The organism is Bacillus cereus group sp. Bce041, from assembly GCF_052646455.1.
In genome coordinates, this window is the sequence record NZ_JBQXON010000029.1 from 1 (window position 1) to 18,016 (window position 18,016).

Here is an 18,016-nt window from a genome sequence, read left to right on the forward strand (position 1 = left end):
AGCATAGATTTTATTCTTATTAGATTATCCTTCTATTTCGAATACAGTCTCATCGCCATTAAGTCAAAAGCCCGTTTTTTCTCAAAATATAAAGCGGGCTAAATTTTTAGCTGGATAGTTATGGGATCCTGACAGAAAACTAAGTCAAGTTGTCCTCATGCTAACCTAAGGACGGCTCGGCTTTAATTTTTGGATTTTAAATTATATATTGCTTTATGTAGTCTGGTCACACCTTCTTTAATTTCTTCTTTTTTTAGATGCCCATAACCTAAAATAATTCGATTATGATGTTTTCCTTTTTCTATAGTATGATCTTCTACAGGATATACTTTAACTCCAAACCGTTCGATCCATTCGATTAATTCTTTTGAAAAATGGCATTCATTTAATTCAGCAATTAGATGTAAGCCTGTTGAATAACCGAAAATATTAACCTTATCCAAAAATGTTGTTTTTAAACAATGAATAAGAAAGTTTCTTCGCTTTTTATACATTTTCTTCATCTTCATAATATGTCGTTCCAAATAGCCTTCATCAATAAAACGGGCAAGGATAAGCTGCTCTAAAGACGGGGTATGTAAATCCGAAAACCATTTTAGCATGCGACATTTTTCAATAAGTTGTGAAGGAAGAATTAAATATCCCATTCTAAGGGCTGGTGATAAAATTTTACTAAACGAACCAATATATAATACACGATCTGAATCCAATCCCTGTAATGAACTTACAGGTGGTCCTTCATATCTAAATTCACTGTCATAATCATCCTCAACAAGATAACAATTTGTTCTTCTCGAGTAGTTAATCAATTGAATCCTTCGTTGAATTGGTAACGTTCCTCCTAACGGAAACTGGTGGGACGGAGTAACAAAGATAAACTTTGGATAAGTATTTAATGGCAGCGACGATGTTTTCATTCCATATTCATCAACAGGTATAGGGGAAAGAAGAGCACCTGAAGTTTTAAATATAGTTTGAATATCATTGGTGATTGGATCTTCCATTATTATTGTATCATTGGGCGATAAAAGTAATTTAGAAACAAGTGTCATAGCTTGGGTTGCACCAGATGTAATCACAATTTGTTCTGGATGACAATCAACACCTCTTGTTTTCAGTAAATATCGTGATAAAACCTGTCGTAATTCCGGACGTCCTTCGGGAATATCGTATCCAAAAGTAGAAGGTGCAATGTCATTCCATATGGTATGAGACAATTTTGCCCATGTCTTACGCGGAAATAAATCCAGTGCTGGTATACCTGAACGAAAGTTGATGATGTTATCATCTTTATTTTTATCTTCACTCCAATTCACAGAATGAAATGAAGGTGTTTTATTCTGTTGTTCTAAAAAAGTACCTTCAGCAACAAATGTTCCAGCACCCCTTTTTGCAACTAAAAATCCTTCAGCCAATAATTGATCATACGCTTCCAAAATCACATTCCTGGATACATTCAACTCAGAAGATAGTTCACGTGTCGACGGTAGTTTTTCTCCTGATTGTAAGTCCCCGTTTAAAATTTGTTCTCGTATTTGCTGATAAACTTGTCTAATTAATGGTATATCTAATGATCGGTCAATGGGTATCCAAAGCATATTGAAATTTACTCCTTATCTAGAATTGGTACTTTGAAAATTCATTATAAATGGTACTAATATAAACCATTTTACCATGATAAAGTTTATGTAAATATGAAAAAGGAGATGTAAGTTATGACTAATCCAAAGGTTCAAGTCACCCAAGCGCTTAAATCGGTTGCACGAAATGAACATATTAAATCTTATATTCAGCAGTCCAATGAACTCTATCCTTTACTATTGCAAGCCGCCAAACGGTTTGTAACCGGAGAGAATAGGCAAGATGGGCTTGCAACAGCAAAAGAACTAATTTCCAGAGATTATTCTATTTCACTGGAATATATTGGTGAAAATACAACGGATTTAGAAGAATGCCGAAACGCCAAAAACGAATTTTTGAATCTTATTGAAGAAATGGGTTTGTTCTCCATGAAGTCGACTGTTTCGTTTGATTTATCACATATTGGATTATCTGTGGATCCAGAAACAGCTTATATTCATTTACTTGAGTTAGCCAAGAAAGCTAATCTGTACGGCGTTACACTTATGATAAGTATGGAAGAAACATCAAAAACGGACGATATTCTTAATATCTATAAAAAAACAACTACGCAATATCCTAATGTAGGGATCACTATACAGGCACATTTATATAGGTCCAACAATGATGTTCAGGAATTAGTTCATTATCCTGGGAAAATACGAGTTGTCAAAGGGGCTTATCAAGAAACAGCTGATGTTGCTATGCCTAGATCAAAGGAATTAAATAATCGTTATCTTAAACTTGTAGAACAAATAATAGAATCTAACCACCCAGTATCCATAGCCACGCATGATGAAATGCTTATTCAAGAAATGGAAAAACGTCAATACCTTAATCAACCCAACGTAGAAATAGAAATGCTCTACGGAATCCGTCCAGATTTGTTAATGGATTTAAAAAGTAAGGGGTACAACTGTAAAGTATATTTAACTTACGGAAAAGAGTGGTACTTGTATTTATGTCATCGAATAGCTGAATATCCGGAAAACCTATATCGTGCAGTAACGGATATGATCAATCCATCTTTAACAGACAGAAGTAGATTATATTGAACGAACACTAAATTCCAAATATAGGGTGAAGTGCACCCCAATTGTTAGACACATTCTAACAATTGGAGGTGCATTTTTTATGGCTAAATTTTCTTCAACAGAGAAAATCCAAGCAGTGAAACGATATTTAGATGGTACAGAAAGAGGAAAAATAATTGCTAAATCTATAGAATTTACTCCTAGCTTACTTCGTGAGTGGATTAGACGATATGAAACTTCAGGTAAAAATGCTTTTGAAAAACGCTATACATCCTACTCTACCCAGTATAAACTAGACGTACTTAATTATATGAATGAACACGGGACATCTATCAGAGAAACAGCGGAACTTTTCAATATTCCGTCTTATGAAACACTTCGGAAATGGAAAATAGCTTATGAAACAGGAGGATTAGATTCCCTACATTCAAAGAAAAAGGGGCGTCCAACCATGAAAGATAAAAAAATAAAACCAATAGTAGAGGGCTCAATAAAAGCACTACAAGCGGAAAATGAGCGTTTACGTATGGAAAATGCATATTTAAAAAAGTTGAATGCCTTAGTACAAAACAAGAAACAATCACCAAACAAGACAAAACCCAAGTAATCTATGAGTTAAGGCATGAATTTCCTGTCAAAGAGTTACTTCAACTCGCAAACATTCCACGTAGTACGTATTATTACTGGATCAAACGGTTCAATCGTCCTGATTCAAATGCGGAGTTAAAAGAACGGATTCAAGCTATTTATGATGAACATGGTGGGTGTTATGGGTATCGTCGTATTCGCGATGAACTGATGAATCATGGGCACAAAGTGAATCATAAAAAGGTGTATCGTCTATGGAAGAAATGCGATTCCTCCGATTCGAATGTTTAAGTATTTATTGTTAAAAGCCATTTTTAATGTATCTGATGTAGACCTTGTCGAACGTTCAAAATATGACATGTCTTTCAAGTATTTTTTAGATATGGCGCCAGAAGATGACGTGATTGATTCAAGCTCACTCACAAAATTCCGTAGACTTCGTCTTCAAGACGTAAGTTTATTAGATATGCTCATTAGAAAAACAGTTGAAATCGCACTCGAAAAGAACATTATCAAAAGTAAAACAATCATTGTGGACGCAACGCATACCAGAGCACGTTATAACCAAAAATCACCGAAAGAATTTTTACAAGAGAAATCAAAACATACCCGCAAAGCAGTGTATCAATTCGATGGATCCATGAAGGGAAAATTTCCAAAGAAGAATACTTCTAACGAGGTCAAAGGTGAAATAGCTTACTGTGAAAAATTGATTGCCATTATTGAAAACAAACCACAAATCGCTCATCTACCAGCCGTAAAGGAAAAATTGAACGTGTTAAAAGAGGCTGTAGAAGATACGCAAGAACATCTAAATTATTCAACAGACACCGATGCACGAGTAGGACATAAAACAGCAGACAGTTCTTTCTTTGGTTATAAAACACATTTAGCAATTAGTGATGAACGTATTATTACAGCAGCGGTCGTTACAACAGGTGAAAAATCAGATGGACATTATCTACAAGAACTGATTGAAAAAAGTAAAGTAACAGGAATAGAAGTTGAAACAGTCATCGCTGACACGGCTTATTCAGGGAAAAACAATTTACTTTATACAAAAGAACAAAGCATTCAACTGATTTCTAAGTTAAATCCAATGATTGCTCAAAATGGGCGAGCAAACGGAAAAGAATTTGACTTTAATAAAGATGCAGGTTTATTTGTATGTCCAGCAGGACATTTAGCAAAAAGAAAAAGTAAAAAACCAGACTCACATCCAGGAGCAAGTGCAAGAATGGTTTATTTTTTCGACGTTGAAAAATGTAAGGTCTGTCCACTCCGAGAAGGATGTTTTAAAGAAGGTGCAAAAACTAAAACCTATTCTGTTGCCATTAAATCAGAGGAACATTTAGACCAACAAGCTTTTCAAGAAACAGAAGAATTTAAACGCTTAGCTCGAGAACGCTATAAAATCGAAGCGAAAAATAGTGAATTAAAAAATAAACATGGGTACGATCAAGCATCGGCTGCGGGTTTATTTGGCATGCAAATTCAGGGAGCAACGACGATATTCACTGTCAATCTAAAAAGAATCTTGAAGCTTCTGAATGAAAAAGAGTAATAAATAGACAAAAAAACAGGGCGTTTCCTGTTCAAAATTGAACAAGAAGCGCCCTATTTTTCCCTATAATGAATTTATTTATAAAAAACGCAAGTTTTTCAGTGCCCTCGTACAATACCGGGCTCATACCCTAGAGAGGCTGCCTAATGAAACGACCTGTCTAACTTTCGGGGGTCACTTCAAATTTTTATTTATAGAATTAGGATTAGCGTAAGAGATTCGGTTATTGTTGGTGCTATCTTTCAGTGAAGGTTTTATTGATATTCTAGTTTTTTTAGTATAAAAGCACCTTAACGCTTGTTAACTTTATGCTTCTTATTAAATTTTTCGGCCAGTTTATGGGTTAATAATTAACTTACGACCAATTTATAGGTAAAGTGACATTCACTTTGGTTTTAACTAAGTTTGTAATGAATTTCTCAATATAGATAGACTACTAAATTACGACTCTAATATTCAAAATTAACAAAAAATAAATTATAATATACATATGATGGTTATCCGTTTGTTTACTCCTTGTGCTAAAGATAAGATCGTGTTCCCGGATCTTATCTTTTTATTTTAGGATTTTAGATACAAAAAAAATCCTTAATAGCTTAACAATCCGGTCTCTACGTAGCACATTAAAGTAGTAAAAATTGCTTGGAGGGAAACGTTTGAGCGGGATTAAACGTATTAGAAAATATAAATCAAAGAGAACTAAATGATTTATTTAGTAAGATACATCTGAAGCAATGTAAGATACAAAGAGGACATAGGGAGCTTCTTCGTAAATAACATAGTTATGCAAATACAACCACTTGAAGGTATCCCTTCTGTATCTAAAACATTGTCGAAACAAATAGATGATTTTAGGATATAGAAAATGCTTACTAAAAAGGAGAAGAGATTATGTCAGAAGCTTTTTATATTAAGATTGGTGATTACGAGAGACCAGCAGATATATTGCGGATGCTTGGACATCCTATGCGTTTGATGATAGTTCGGGAATTAATTTCAAAAGGACCATTAAATGTATCCGAGTTACAGAAGTTACTACGTGTTCCACAATCTACAATGTCACAACAATTAGCAAAGTTAAAACAGTTTAAGATGGTTTCCTATGAGCGAAAGGGAAATGAGATATATTATATAGTGAGTGATGAGAAAGTGATTGAGAGCATGAAGGGAATAGAACGTTTGCATCAATGAACGTAAGAAGACATGGAAAATCTCGTAACGGTATGAGAAGAATAGGGGGGTGAACTCGTTGGAAACAAAATTTCAAGCATTTCAAAAGGACAGAGGTAGAAACATGCTATTTTTCCAGGAACAATTGTTACAAGAAGCATTTCAAAAGAGGAAGGATATCACATTAATTCTGGTCAAAGGATTACATATAAAAGGAATAATAAGAGGATATGATACTTTTTCTATTTTAATAGAATTTGAAGGGAGGCAACAGCTTGTATATAAACACGCAATCTCCACGATTCAATTCTAAAATAAGTAGCCCATAGATATCACGTTCGAGCATTTTAAATAAACACATTTACAGGTACCTGAAACCCTAAGCAAAACAACTAAGGTACGCCAGCATTTCGATAAAAAACCACGCTAAGAGTATACAAAGTTTTATAAAAAAAATAGGGAAACATAGGGAAGCCAAAAGTTGTTCTATAATAGGAATGTATAAAAAGATGCATAGATTCACAGAAAAAGAAAAAGGCGAATCTCTTCTGAGAGTAAGGGGACACCTTTTTCTTCGCTACCGATAATGAGACGTTATGTTAACCAAATGTATATAGAATATACATGGTTCTTTGTTCAACAGTCAGGTTGAACAAAGAACTCTAATTTAAATAATTCTTCTTATTCTTCCGTAAAGAATGTTTTTCGCTCTGTAGCAATCCAATTCTCCAAATTGTCTTGGTTACGTCGGACAAGTCGATTCACTAAAACATCATGCCATACATAATCCTCTAATAAGTATATATGAACGGGGTCATCTGTATAAAAAGCAATATTACGCTCTTCAAGTGATGGTCCATAAATCATTTCTTTAGAATCTATCGATACAATAAACCAATGTTCTGTAGACAAGGTCTCTGTATAAGGTGTTATGCGGTGGGCTTCTAGATTTTTAATGGGATTTTCAACATGCAGGGTAATACCTTGTATTGTAACTTTATCAGCTACTTCAGATAGATCTTCTTTTAACGCTTCATACATCTCATCCCACATTGAAATGACAATACGTCGTTCTGCTTTTTTTATTAATGCCTGACAATAGCTAATGATTGTTTGATTGTCTTTTAAAGTAATTACTCGATTATCCGTTTTTTCCTCGGAAGTTTCTAGTTTCTTTAATGAATCACTAATTCCTTCATAAGTAGACTGCCATTCTGATTGCGCTTTCTGTAAAAAGATTTCAACAGGTAGAGGTGAATAGCGGGTGGTGTCATTTATTTCTTCCTTCATGACAATTCCTTTTTCTACAAGGTTACCTAAAATCTCATAAATTCGCGCTCTTGGGACACCTGAATCTTTACTTACTTGGTAGGCTGTGACAGGCCCTTGTTTAACAAGAGATACATAAGATTTAGCTTCATATTCATTGAAACCAATTTTTTTAGCTGTTGCACTATGTAGTCCACTTTTTTCGTCCTCCGATGTTTGCTTTTATATTTTAACGTTACAATAACTGTTTACATTTAGCAAATTATTAGTTACTATTCGAATAGTGACTAAAAAGAGGTTGATAATATGGATTTTTACTTAGACCCATCAGTATTAATTATTTTGATTGTTTTTGGATTTTTAGCTTCATTTATTGATTCGGTTGTAGGTGGTGGTGGACTCATTGCTTTACCAGCTTTATTATTTACAGGGCTGAATCCAGCAAGTGCAGTAGCAACGAATAAATTAGCATCCACAATGGGGTGTGCAACTAGTAATATTGTGTTTTATCGTTCTGGTAACCTGGATTTGAAATCAGGGTTTAGATTATTCCCACTCACTTTTATAGGTTCCATAATAGGTGCATGGACCGTTCATTTAATGAACCCAGAGGTACTGAAGCCATTGATGCTGATCATGCTTGGTGCGGTGGCTATTTATACGATATTCAAAAAGGATTGGGGTAGTATTTCCACTCATAAGAAATTGTCCGGTCGACACTTCATTATTTTTACTATTTTTGTTTTTGTTATTGGTTTTTATGATGGATTTCTAGGTCCTGGCACAGGTTCATTCTTAATGTTTTCGCTTTTATTTATTGGGTATGATTTTTTAAAAGCAGCAGGTAATGCGAAGTTGCTTAATTTAGGAAGCGATATTGGTGCATTGTTAATGTTTATGTATGTAGGACAAGTAAACTATGCGTATGGTTTCATAATGGGAATTGCACAAATTGCTGGAGGGATTATCGGATCCAAATTTGCTATAAAAAAGGGAAGTGGGTATGTTCGTGCCCTTTTCATAACAGTAACTTGTTTATTATTAGCAAAAAATATTTATGATTATATTCAATAACTTCTAAAATTAACTTCCTATATGGAATTTTACGTCAACTAGCCTCTTTTGTAGAGGCTAGTTTTTTGCATAACGTGGTTTTTATCCGTTTTTCGGTCTGTATCCCTTCCTAAGTTCTATGACATTCTAATTCTTTATTCTCTAATCTTTAAAAGGAGCATTCATCACCCAATCTGAAAACCCCATACGAAGCATAGAAGAACTCAAATTATTTGGCTGTTGCTGTGTATTTTTTAGATTGGAATCATATTTAATCAGTTCAATCATAGCTTTTTTGAAACCTAATCGAGGATAAACCTCAATTATAAAATTGAATGTTTCCTCCGGAATATCTTCTATACGTAAACCAACTACATCCATTCCCGCCCCGAAATGAACTAACGCAATCTCTGGTTGTTTTTCTTTAGCAATTTCCGAGGTGTGTAGAATAATAGCTTCACGTACCACATCAATTTTATCTTGTGAAAAACCATGGGAATGAAGGAATTTTTCTGCATGATTAGCACCTTCATATTCAAATGAATGTTTACAACATACATGCTCTGTAAGACCAACATCATGTAAAATAGAAGCAAGATAAAATAACTCCTGATCATATTTAAATCCATATTTTTTTCCCAATGCATCACCAAAAGCATATGTCCGTAAACAATGATTATAAAGAAATTCTGGAGAAATTTCGTAAACCAATTGAGTAGCTTCTTTTGCTACTTTACTATCTGGAATAATAATGTTATGCATAATTTCCTCCTTAGTTTTAATTATCTCCAATAAATTCATGTCAGATACCGATAGCATGATTAGAATGTTATACGCTAACCAAATACTAACTCTCTCACCATCTCCTTTTAGAAATTCTACTCTCACCCAAAAAAGACCGAACGGTCTCTTTTAAGGTAACTTATTATATGTTAATGTACAACTACAACATGTTACAACTTTTCAACAATAATGGAGGATATTATGCAAAAAGGTGAACAAACACGAAGAAACATTGTATTAAAATCGGCAGAATTGTTTAATCAAAAAGGCTATGCTGGCTGTTCGATGAATGACATTATGGAGGCTACAGGGCTACAAAAAGGGGGGATTTATCGTAATTTTAAAAGTAAAGATGAGATTGCTTTAGAGGCATTTAAATATGCCATTGATACTGTCTCTCAACATTTTTCTGAGGCGATACGTAATGCTAATACAACATTAGAAAAGGTTAGTGCTTTTTTTAATGTATATGAAGATGTAATAAATAACCCACCAATAAAAGGGGGATGTCCTTTGCTGAATACTGCTGTAGACAGTGATGATACGAATCGACTGTTAAGAGAAAAGGCACTTGAAGTTTTCTATACATTTCTCAATATGATTGAAGAGATTATAGTAGAAGGGATTCAGAATCAGGAGTTAAAGCCAGATATTGATACAAAGGCGGTAGCCTCCTTTATCATTGCAACCCTAGAAGGAAGTATTATGGCTAGTAAACTAGAAAGGGATAATAAACATGTTACTTATAGTAAGCAACATGTGCTGCGTTATTTGTTTATGCTAAAAATTTAGCCCGCTTTATATTTTGAGAAAAAACGGGCTTTTGACTTAATGGCGATGAGACTGTATTCGAAATAGAAGGATAATCTAATAAGAATAAAATCTATGCTACAATCCATTTTTATATGTATCTCACCTAAATTCCTTAAAAAGCTGATTATCCCTTAGCGTTTAGGAAATCGGCTTTTTCTATGTGAAAAATTGCTTAGCCTATGAAATTCGCATTTTGTTGGTGTTATCCCATCGCTATTAAGCTAAAAAAATATCCCATAAAATTAAAAAACACGCTATTCTTTCTTTAAATCATAGGTGGTCTCACCCTATTTGGTGAGATAAAGAAAAAACAACTAGATAACATGTTTCCTATAAGCTATAGGTGACATGTTATCTAATTTTCTCTGAATCCGTTCATTATTATAGTAGTGGATGTATTCATTCACAGTTTGTATTATACTAGCACTATTCGATTGTTTTATATTTTGCGCATATAATCCTTCGGATTTCAAGTGAGAATGGAAGGATTCTATGAGGGCATTATCATGGCAGTTTCCTGTACGAGACATGCTTGTGATAATGCCTTTTTCTTTGGCATATGTTTGAAATTATTTTGATGTATACACTTTTCCTTGATCCGAATGTAAAATCGTATTAATCACATTCCGCTTTCTTAAAGCCTCTTTTAGAGTATCTAATACAAAAGAAACATCCTGTGTCTTACCTATTTTATAACCTATAATTTCATTGTTAAACCCATCTATAATATATAAAAAATAAAGAGTCTTATTGCCGAACATTACATACGTGATATCCGTGAACCATTTTTCAATAGGCTTGGTAGCGATGTGTTGCTATCCCAATCTCTCATTTTTTCATACCCTATTCGTATATAGGGGAATTGGTAACACACTTCTACATAGACTATGTATAGAGGTAAAAACTTTTTCATCCAAGGAATGAGTGTATTTTGTTTGGAGGTAATAATATGTTTGATAAACCAAATGAGAAAAAGAAATGGCAGGGAATTCAGGCTGCGGCCTTTGAACCTAATCTCGTGGGGCCAACACTTGCATCTATTCCTCCCATTACTTTTCCAACAGGAGCAACTGGACCAACAGGAGCAACTGGACCTACGGGAACAACTGGACCTACGGGAACAACCGGACCAATAGGAGCAACTGGACCAACAGGAACAACAGGAGCAACTGGACCAACAGGAGCAACTGGACCTACGGGAACAACTGGATCTGCAGGAACAACAGGAACAACAGGAGCAACTGGACCAATAGGAGCAACTGGACCAACAGGAACAACTGGACCAACAGGAACAACTGGACCAACAGGAGCAACTGGACCAACAGGAACAACTGGACCAACAGGAGCAACTGGACCTACGGGAACAACAGGAACAACAGGAGCAACTGGACCAACAGGAGCAACTGGACCAACAGGAACAACTGGACCTACGGGAACAACTGGACCTACGGGAACAACTGGACCAACAGGAACAACTGGACCTACGGGAACAACTGGACCTACGGGAGCAACTGGACCTACGGGAGCAACTGGTACTACAGTTTTAACAGGAGTTGGAGTTCCAACATGCGACATTGGAGAATTGGGTGATATTTACATTGAACTATCCACGGGGAGCACGTATTATAAGCTCTCTCAGCCAGTTCCTCCGATGGTCAGAGCTATTCCAGCTCCTATCGGAAACACAATACTTGTTGGGTCAACGCAGATCTATACTACGATTGATGCAGCTTTAGCTGTGGCTAATAATGGTGATAGACTATTACTTGATGCCGAAACCTTTTTAATTACATCCACCATTGCTGTCAATAAATCAGTAACAATTGAGGGGCAAGGAATAGGGGCAACTACTGTTGTCACTGCCTTGAATACTGTAATCTCTATGTTTAATGTTACAGTATCTAATGTTGTTTTCCGAAATATGTCTATCGTCCAAGATTTCCCATCTGTTTTAGGAGTTGAGTCTGTTATTTCAATTAATAATTTGTCAGCAACAGGGATATATGTTGATAGTTGTGAAATTTCAGTATGTGAACTCGGTATCGCTATTGTAGCAACTGAGTTTCAAATAACAAATTGCAACTTTACCTATGCGCCCGCTGCATCACCTAACAATGGATACTTCTATATCATTATTTCCTCTACTTCAGGACAAAGTATTATTGACAGTAATACTTTTGTGTCTGATTCAGGTGACACACGATGCAGATTTATTATTATCACTAATATAACTGTTAATTCTGGAACATTACAAGGGAACTTAATAGTAAGCAATAATAATCAAGATAATTCTTCTCCTTTTACATTGAGACATCTATTAGTAATTGAAGAATTTGTTGGTACAAATTTCGGATTGTTTCTTCTAAGCAATATAACAGTTAATGAGGGAAATGTACCTGTCTTACTGTTTAATGCTAATTTTAATATTTTTAAGTTTATTGAAGTTATTGGAAATAGTGTTCAAAATACCGCTGGAAAAGGAATTATCGGTATTGACTCGAGTTCTACGGGTCAAACACCTATTTTCAGTTCGAGTAATACAATTACAAACCAATTTTTCACTGCAGGATGGGCTTCTGCAACCGTACCGGCTACTTTTATTGTGGGATATAATACAACAGTAATCTCAGAGGCACCTAATCTTCCATTAACTAATTGTTATTGGCTTATGTTGATTTAATAACGTATAGATGTAATATAGAAGTGTAATATGTTACTATGCCCCAAAACAAGAACACTCAAATATTTGAATAACATTGTAGAACAAGACCATCACTTTATTAAGAAACGTGTACATTCTATATTAAGAATCAAGTTTTTTCACACAGCTATATCTTTGCAGAAGTAGGTGACATGTTTGGGTTTTTATAAAGTATAAGAAACCGTCAGAGGAAGTAGAGATTGAATAGGGGTGTAATTTCGAAAAAATAATATCACTACCTCTGTGAACACAACTTTATTAGATTTTCTTGCAAAGTCTTTATGTATATATTTAAAAAAAAGAATGCACACAAATTAAAATGTGCATTCTTTTTTATAATAAAGCTTGGTTAATAACTAACTGTATTCTTATTGCTGTAACTATAACTTTCTTCCATAGCCAATGCCTCTGCTTTAGTAACATGAACGGTACCAAATGGGTGATTTGGAGGAGCATATATCGAGTAAAGTTTTAGCGGAATATTACCTGTATTAGTTACATTATGCCATGTTCCAGCAGGTATCATAATTGCATAATCATCATAGACCATTTCTTGAAAATCTAATTTATCTTTGTTATCCCCCATTTGAACGAGTCCTTGGCCCTCTTCAATACGTATGAATTGATCAGTTGTAGGGTGTACTTCTAAACCTATGTCATCTCCAACATTAATGCTCATTAGAGTTACTTGTAAGTTTTTCCCTGTCCAGATAGCGGTGCGGTAAGTATTGTTTTGTTTAGTGGCTTGGTTAATATTCAATACAAATGGTCTAGCTCCATAATCGGTTATTCTAATATTTTCACAATAAGGATTCCGATTGTAGTCCCAAGCAATATTGTTGTAACTGTAGTAATAAGGATTCCAAGCGTAAATCCAATTATTGTTATTCCAGATGCAATCCATTGGGCTTTGAATTTGACAATAACGTGGATTATATTGCATATTCAAGCTCCTCTCATAATTTTTATCATTTTCTGTTTATCCTATGCTGTTGTCTATTTATAGGAATGCAGAATAAGAGGAAATAGGCAGTAATAAAAAATACAAACAAACTTTATCATTTTTCCAGGAAAAATAAAAGTAACAAGTTGATAAAGAATGTACTATTTGTATAAAACACTTAATAAAATTGTTAATTTAAATAAAGAAGAGCCGCGCGAGAAGAGTTGTAGGTTTTCGTAAGGTTGAGTTATGTCGTATTCAAAAGGGATTTTAAAATGAATATTTATTAAAACACACTGGTAAATTTATCTAATTTATTTAGAGTTGTTATTTTAAACAAAAACGTTATTTGCGCGACACGTTTCCTTATAAGTGTGCGAACACGAAACAGGAGGGTTATCAATTTGATAACAACAACTGATTGACTGAAAGTAGGAATGAAAGCCGTCAGGTTGAGCTGAAACTACTTATCTGATACTCCTACATGCAAGGCGTGATAGTAGTCACAAATTGTATGAAGCTAGGTGAAGTCGGCTGAACAAAACCTAAGTGAGAAATCATATGGTGATGGATAGGCCGGGATGCTACAAAATATCTATGGTGAGAATGTCCAAAAAGGACTGACGAACTTGCGAATGTACGGGTCTAAACGATTAATACATTAGAAATGTGTATGTCGTCAATGACGACGTTATCTACCGAAAAGTAAGATTGAATAATATGAAATTCGGAACATCTAACGATGAGGATGTAAAGATAACAGGCTTACAGCAAGCACCTAAGGATATATGTATAGCTAAGTCAATTGGAACGTGGTAAGCAAGAAGCTGTCATCAACGTCTACTAACAGACAGGTGTATATAAGGTTCTAACGAACCGAAATTACTTTATTCTTGTGAAGGTGGGGACACAGTACCGACGAAGCATGTAATGAATGTGGAGGGATAGTCCCTAGTCTTGTTCTTTGAAAACTAAATCAATTAGATGTAACTCACAGGATCGAGTAAGATGATGTGACCTTTCGTAAGAAAGGGGAATTAATACGTTGGTGAGTACAAGATTGTTTGTAATCTAGTTGCTTTAGCTTAAAAGGAGAAGATGGGGCGCCGTATGTTGGGAAACTGACACGTACGGTGTTAGGTGGGGGAAAAGGTGGAGATGATATCAAAGCTTTACCTATCACGCACGGTATGTAAATAGAAGAGTACTTAGAAAAGTCTCTTTCTGTAACGACTATCTCCTCTAAAAAGAAATGATGCAATATATCATATGAAATTATATGGATTTACTTGTGTGTATTGTGTATAAAAATTTCATTTTGTAGAAAAGGGGAATGAATATGAAACAAGAGGTACAGCGATTAGTAGATAAGGCATTAATGTACTTTCCTAAGTCATTTGTAGAGAGTTATAACGAGCTAATATTTGAACCTAAAAATAAAATGTATTTTCATTTAGAAGATGTCGAAAACGAATTAGATTTTAAATGTAAATTGTTCACATGGTTATCAAGACCTATAAGTAAGGGACTGAGTGCGTATTGGTCAACGAAGATTTTAAAAACCTTTAATTGGTTGTTAGGGACAAGCTTCACTAAAGAAAAAATGAGATTGATTTATACGTATTTAGGAAATGGAACAAATAAATCGCTGTGTGTAGAATTAGTAAAATTAGATTACGACTTATTGTTGGTGATTCCAGAAAATAAAAGAGCAGATAGCAAAAGCTAACTGCTCATCCAAGGAAAACAGAGAAAGATAACCATGTCTCTACAGTATTGACGGAATTTTGAGTTTATCCAGGGGTAGAGGGAAATGGATAGAGTATTCGTTCTTGAGTTACTTGAACAGGAAAATGAGAGTGGTATATATGGTGTATTCGTAAACGAAGAGGAAGTAATTGAGAAAGGCAAAGAGTTGATTGCATTAACAGAAAATGATTATTGGAGGTATACAGTTGAAAGTTATCCGTATTTCAAATAGGAAGGGTGAACATAAATGGAGTTTTGGGTATTAGCGTATTTATACTAGAAGATGTTTAGTATAATTTTGGAGAAAAAGATACAGCAATAGGATATACAACTACTTGTTTTTTACCAACTGAAGAGATGGCTCAAAGCATGTCGATGAAAATAATGAATCTGATGAGTTGATTCCAGTAAAAGTAACCATTCATACATTAGATGATAGTTCTTGGAAATCATCACGTGAAACAGTTGACCATTGGGGACATTAAAACTCAACGAAATAATCATTTTAGTAGAAAGAGGTGAATAAAAATGGGACAAGGAAACCGCGGAATGGCGTTTGAAAAACTTATTAATCTATCGAATGAAATGTATCAAAGAGGTAGAGTGGCACTTATAAACAAGCGTCCGAATCCTGTAAAGGGCTAAAGATTAAGGGGGAGGTATTAACAGGATATTATGAATCTAAAAACACTGTAGACTGCGACGGTATATAAAGGACGAGCTATAGCATTTGATGCGAAATCTACAGAGAAAGATACGTGTTTTGATTTAAATCACATAAAGCAGCACCAGTTTGATTACCTGGAGAAATCGGAGAAGATGGGAGCAATATGCTTCTTCCTTATTGGCCTCACCATATCAAGAAAAGAAAATTGTACGTTTAGACACATTTCGGACACGAAAAAACCGATTCCCTGTACGTTAAGGAATCGGTTTTTATTTTTGAATGATATTTGTAAATAAGATTAGCTAATAAAATCCCTTCCATAAAATAGTATAATTTGAAGAAACACAAAGTATTTTTACTTCTTTGTTGCTTCAAGTTTTCGTTTATTAATAGCTCGATAAGGAGACTCCTGTGATATTATAGTTTCTTCTAGGATTTCTTTGATGGAATATTGGTCACTATCATATATACGTAGTGTAATTAAAAGTTTTTCTTTTTCTAGTTTTGGTCCCCCTATGTTATTTCCCAGTTTTTTTTACTCTCTTCTAATCCTTCTTTTCCTCGTTCAGCTTCGATCATTCTGATTTACACCCCACGATTGAAGCTGAATATTCAATTCCATTTACAATTGCTTGTGTTCGATATTGTACGACAACCTCTAAACCTTTTGAACGAAACTTATTTACAACTTTATCTAATTCCATTTTTAAATCCTTACGACTCTCAGATTTAACTATTTCAATTTCTATAGTTTTCACAGTAACACCTCCTAAACAAAATGTTAAAAATTTTTGTGTTCACTATCACTTTGTTCTTCTTTACAATACTTTTATCTTATTAAGATTTAAAAATCATACAACAAAAGAGTGAAACGGTTTAGGATACTCTTTCACCTACCTCTTAATTTGATACCATTTTATCATTTTAGCCAAGAAGACTCCTTCCTCAAGGAACGCGAAGTGAGTAGGTGGGAGATGCATTGGCTTCGAATAAGGGATGGCAGGAAGCCATCTTAATTGTTCGACATACAGAAAGTGTTACTTCACCATCTGTCGAATGTACGTTTGGTGTATAATAGTTATATACCGAAATGGAGGTGAATGAAATGATGATCAATAAAGCCTATAAGTTTCGTATCTATCCAAATCAAGCACAAGCAATTCTAATCAACAAAACGATTGGTTGTTCCCGCTTTGTATTCAATCATTTCCTATCTCTATGGGATCACGTATACAAAGAGACAGGAAAAGGCTTGACCTCTGGTACATGCTCTGCCAAAATCCCTGCCATGAAGAAAGAGTTTGTTTGGCTAAAAGAAGTGGATAGTATTGCGATTCAGTCGTCTGTTCGCAACCTTGCGGATGCGTATACACGCTTTTTCAAAAAACAAAATAGTGCCCCGCGTTTCAAATCCAAGAAGAATAACGTACAATCTTATATCACAAAATAAACAAATGAAAACATTCCTTTGTAGGAAACAAAATAAAATTGCCAAAACTAGGTCTTGTTCGATTTGCCAAAAGTCGTGAAATAACGGGACGTATTGTAAATGCTACAGTTAGACGAAACCCTTCTGGTAGATATTTTGTGTCACTATTAGTTGAAACAGAAGTACAAGAACTTCCGAAAACACATTCTTACATAGGAATAGATGTAGGACTAAAAGATTTCGCTATTTTGTCAGATGGAAAACTCTATGAAAACCCGAAGTTTTTCCAATCATTAGAAGATAAGTTGGCGAAAGCACAGCGTGTCCTTTCTAGAAGAATGAAAGGATCTTCTCGTTGGAATAAACAACGAGTAAAAGTAGCTAGAATTCATGAATACATATCAAATGCTAGAAAAGATTACTTAGACAAAATCTCAACTGAAATCATCAAAAACCACGATGTTATCGGTATAGAGGATTTGCAAGTATTGAATATGTTAAAGAATCATAAGTTAGCAAAAACAATTAGTGAGGTATCTTGGTCGCAATTTCGATCCATGTTAGAATACAAAGCAAACTGGTATGGCAAACAAGTTATTGTCGTATCGAAAACATTTGCTTCCAGCCAATTAT

Annotated in this window: 15 protein-coding genes and 6 pseudogenes; 13 read left to right on the forward strand and 8 right to left on the reverse strand. The window is 34.6% G+C overall.

The annotated features are described in order from the left end of the window. Positions 1-182: 182 nt before the first annotated feature. Complete coding sequence (gene pdxR / locus ACUN13_RS31015; protein WP_445424176.1) at positions 183-1,598, reverse strand: MocR-like pyridoxine biosynthesis transcription factor PdxR; 1,416 nt, start codon at positions 1,596-1,598, stop codon at positions 183-185. A gap of 117 nt (positions 1,599-1,715) precedes the next feature. Here pdxR and ACUN13_RS31020 point away from each other — a divergent pair, with 117 nt between their 5' ends. From ACUN13_RS31020 to hfq, 5 genes and pseudogenes are all read left to right on the forward strand, one after another. Then, positions 1,716-2,675 carry a proline dehydrogenase family protein gene (locus ACUN13_RS31020; RefSeq protein ID WP_445424177.1) on the forward strand — a complete coding sequence of 320 codons (960 nt, stop codon included), beginning with the start codon at positions 1,716-1,718 and terminating at the stop codon, positions 2,673-2,675. Positions 2,676-2,754: 79 nt separating this feature from the next. Next, a pseudogene (locus ACUN13_RS31025) lies at positions 2,755-3,506 on the forward strand (IS3 family transposase); the annotation flags it as partial. After that, positions 3,481-4,806 (forward strand): annotated as a pseudogene (locus ACUN13_RS31030) (IS1182 family transposase); the annotation flags it as partial. The pseudogenes ACUN13_RS31025 and ACUN13_RS31030, both read left to right, overlap by 26 nt. Positions 4,807-5,697: 891 nt before the next feature. Then, a complete protein-coding gene (locus ACUN13_RS31035; RefSeq protein ID WP_426867538.1) occupies positions 5,698-5,997 on the forward strand; it encodes an ArsR/SmtB family transcription factor in 300 nt (99 codons plus the stop codon). A gap of 58 nt (positions 5,998-6,055) precedes the next feature. Then, the gene (gene hfq, locus ACUN13_RS31040; RefSeq protein ID WP_445424178.1) at positions 6,056-6,289 is read left to right on the forward strand and encodes an RNA chaperone Hfq; all 234 of its coding nucleotides are present in this window, start codon (positions 6,056-6,058) and stop codon (positions 6,287-6,289) included. Positions 6,290-6,657: 368 nt separating this feature from the next. On the opposite strand, the gene ACUN13_RS31045 is transcribed toward hfq, so the two are convergent. Next, a complete protein-coding gene (locus ACUN13_RS31045) occupies positions 6,658-7,413 on the reverse strand; it encodes a TrmB family transcriptional regulator (protein WP_445424182.1) in 756 nt (251 codons plus the stop codon). Positions 7,414-7,551: 138 nt separating this feature from the next. Here ACUN13_RS31045 and ACUN13_RS31050 point away from each other — a divergent pair, with 138 nt between their 5' ends. After that, the gene (locus ACUN13_RS31050; protein ID WP_426867532.1) at positions 7,552-8,319 is read left to right on the forward strand and encodes a TSUP family transporter; all 768 of its coding nucleotides are present in this window, start codon (positions 7,552-7,554) and stop codon (positions 8,317-8,319) included. Positions 8,320-8,460: 141 nt separating this feature from the next. Here ACUN13_RS31050 and ACUN13_RS31055 read toward each other — a convergent pair whose 3' ends face one another. Continuing rightward, positions 8,461-9,060 carry an HD domain-containing protein gene (locus ACUN13_RS31055; protein WP_445424179.1) on the reverse strand — a complete coding sequence of 200 codons (600 nt, stop codon included), beginning with the start codon at positions 9,058-9,060 and terminating at the stop codon, positions 8,461-8,463. Between the two features lie 222 nt (positions 9,061-9,282). Here ACUN13_RS31055 and ACUN13_RS31060 point away from each other — a divergent pair, with 222 nt between their 5' ends. Next, positions 9,283-9,873 (forward strand): TetR/AcrR family transcriptional regulator, encoded by a 591-nt coding sequence (locus ACUN13_RS31060; protein ID WP_166669225.1) that lies wholly within the window; start codon positions 9,283-9,285, stop codon positions 9,871-9,873. 335 nt (positions 9,874-10,208) lie between these two features. Here the strand turns inward: ACUN13_RS31060 and ACUN13_RS31065 are convergent, their stop codons facing one another. Together ACUN13_RS31065 and ACUN13_RS31070 are read right to left on the reverse strand one after the other, a co-directional pair. Then, the gene (locus ACUN13_RS31065) at positions 10,209-10,436 is read right to left on the reverse strand and encodes an IS3 family transposase (RefSeq protein ID WP_445424183.1); all 228 of its coding nucleotides are present in this window, start codon (positions 10,434-10,436) and stop codon (positions 10,209-10,211) included. A gap of 27 nt (positions 10,437-10,463) precedes the next feature. After that, positions 10,464-10,703: a DDE-type integrase/transposase/recombinase gene (locus tag ACUN13_RS31070; protein WP_445424184.1), complete on the reverse strand. Its 240-nt coding sequence runs from the start codon at positions 10,701-10,703 to the stop codon at positions 10,464-10,466. A gap of 140 nt (positions 10,704-10,843) precedes the next feature. Between ACUN13_RS31070 and ACUN13_RS31075 the strand changes: the two genes are divergently transcribed. Together ACUN13_RS31075 and ACUN13_RS31080 are read left to right on the forward strand one after the other, a co-directional pair. Next, positions 10,844-12,574 (forward strand): exosporium leader peptide-containing protein, encoded by a 1,731-nt coding sequence (locus ACUN13_RS31075; RefSeq protein ID WP_445424180.1) that lies wholly within the window; start codon positions 10,844-10,846, stop codon positions 12,572-12,574. 51 nt (positions 12,575-12,625) lie between these two features. Then, positions 12,626-12,742, forward strand: a pseudogene (locus ACUN13_RS31080) (IS6 family transposase); the annotation flags it as partial. Positions 12,743-12,944: 202 nt separating this feature from the next. Here ACUN13_RS31080 and ACUN13_RS31085 read toward each other — a convergent pair. Beyond that, a complete protein-coding gene (locus tag ACUN13_RS31085) occupies positions 12,945-13,538 on the reverse strand; it encodes a cupin domain-containing protein (protein WP_134189265.1) in 594 nt (197 codons plus the stop codon). A gap of 1,339 nt (positions 13,539-14,877) precedes the next feature. On the opposite strand from ACUN13_RS31085, the gene ACUN13_RS31090 reads away from it, so the two are divergent. The 3 genes and pseudogenes from ACUN13_RS31090 to ACUN13_RS31100 all read left to right on the forward strand — a co-directional run bounded on the left by ACUN13_RS31090 (position 14,878) and on the right by ACUN13_RS31100 (position 16,250). Beyond that, complete coding sequence (locus ACUN13_RS31090; protein ID WP_426867524.1) at positions 14,878-15,267, forward strand: hypothetical protein; 390 nt, start codon at positions 14,878-14,880, stop codon at positions 15,265-15,267. A gap of 84 nt (positions 15,268-15,351) precedes the next feature. After that, a complete protein-coding gene (locus ACUN13_RS31095; protein ID WP_171903002.1) occupies positions 15,352-15,519 on the forward strand; it encodes a hypothetical protein in 168 nt (55 codons plus the stop codon). 317 nt (positions 15,520-15,836) lie between these two features. Beyond that, a pseudogene (locus ACUN13_RS31100) lies at positions 15,837-16,250 on the forward strand (Holliday junction resolvase RecU). 59 nt (positions 16,251-16,309) lie between these two features. On the opposite strand, the pseudogene ACUN13_RS31105 reads toward ACUN13_RS31100, so the two are convergent. Next, positions 16,310-16,536: pseudogene (locus ACUN13_RS31105) on the reverse strand (recombinase family protein); the annotation flags it as partial. Beyond that, on the reverse strand, positions 16,530-16,712 hold the full coding sequence (locus tag ACUN13_RS31110) for a hypothetical protein (RefSeq protein WP_253184245.1): 183 nt from the start codon (positions 16,710-16,712) through the stop codon (positions 16,530-16,532). The gene ACUN13_RS31110 and the pseudogene ACUN13_RS31105, both read right to left, overlap by 7 nt. Positions 16,713-17,059: 347 nt before the next feature. On the opposite strand from ACUN13_RS31110, the pseudogene tnpB reads away from it, so the two are divergent. Beyond that, positions 17,060-18,016 (forward strand): annotated as a pseudogene (tnpB, locus tag ACUN13_RS31115) (IS200/IS605 family element RNA-guided endonuclease TnpB); the annotation flags it as partial.